Origin of the sequence: Sporosarcina sp. P29 (genome assembly GCF_002743265.1) — a bacterium.
Taxonomy (GTDB): Bacteria; Bacillota; Bacilli; order Bacillales_A; family Planococcaceae; genus Sporosarcina.
Genome location: NZ_PDYX01000068.1, coordinates 1 through 504, shown reverse-complemented (window position 1 = coordinate 504; position 504 = coordinate 1). Strand labels below are relative to the sequence as shown.

Below are 504 nucleotides of genomic sequence, written 5' to 3'. Positions count from 1 at the left end.
ACAGGGCACTGTCCTCATATGAGTCATCCAGAAGAAACCGTTCAGCTGATTAGCCATTATTTGACTTCTGTATACAAGAGTCTTGTCACAAATGGATAGACAGCTAGATTGTGCGCCGTTCGGTTATTTCACACTTGATGATGCAGGGATGATTTTTGAAGTCAATCAAACGCTGCTTAGTTTACTTGGCTACCAGCTTCATGAGGTACAGGGGAAACACATCAATCTAATATTGCCGAACGCAAGCCGATCTTTTTACCAGCTGTACTTTTTTCCGATGATTCGATTACAAAATAAAATAGAAGAGATGTTTTTTTCATTTAAGTCTAAAGATGGTCAGGAAATATCTGTGCTATTGAATGCATTGCGTCATGAACGCGATGGAAAGGTGTTCAATGACTGTGCATGTCTGCGCATGAAAAATAGAATCGAGTATGAAGAAGTAATTCTGGCGGCAAAAAAAGAAACAGAGGAACGCAATTTACTGAAAGTGAAGCAAATAGC

General features: G+C 39.5%; 1 protein-coding gene. It reads left to right on the top strand.

The window, feature by feature from the left end; translation table 11 throughout:
* Positions 1-91 precede the first annotated feature (91 nt).
* The coding region (locus CSV68_RS16565) for a PAS domain S-box protein (RefSeq protein ID WP_143561021.1) at positions 92-504 on the top strand (413 nt) is incomplete at its 3' end.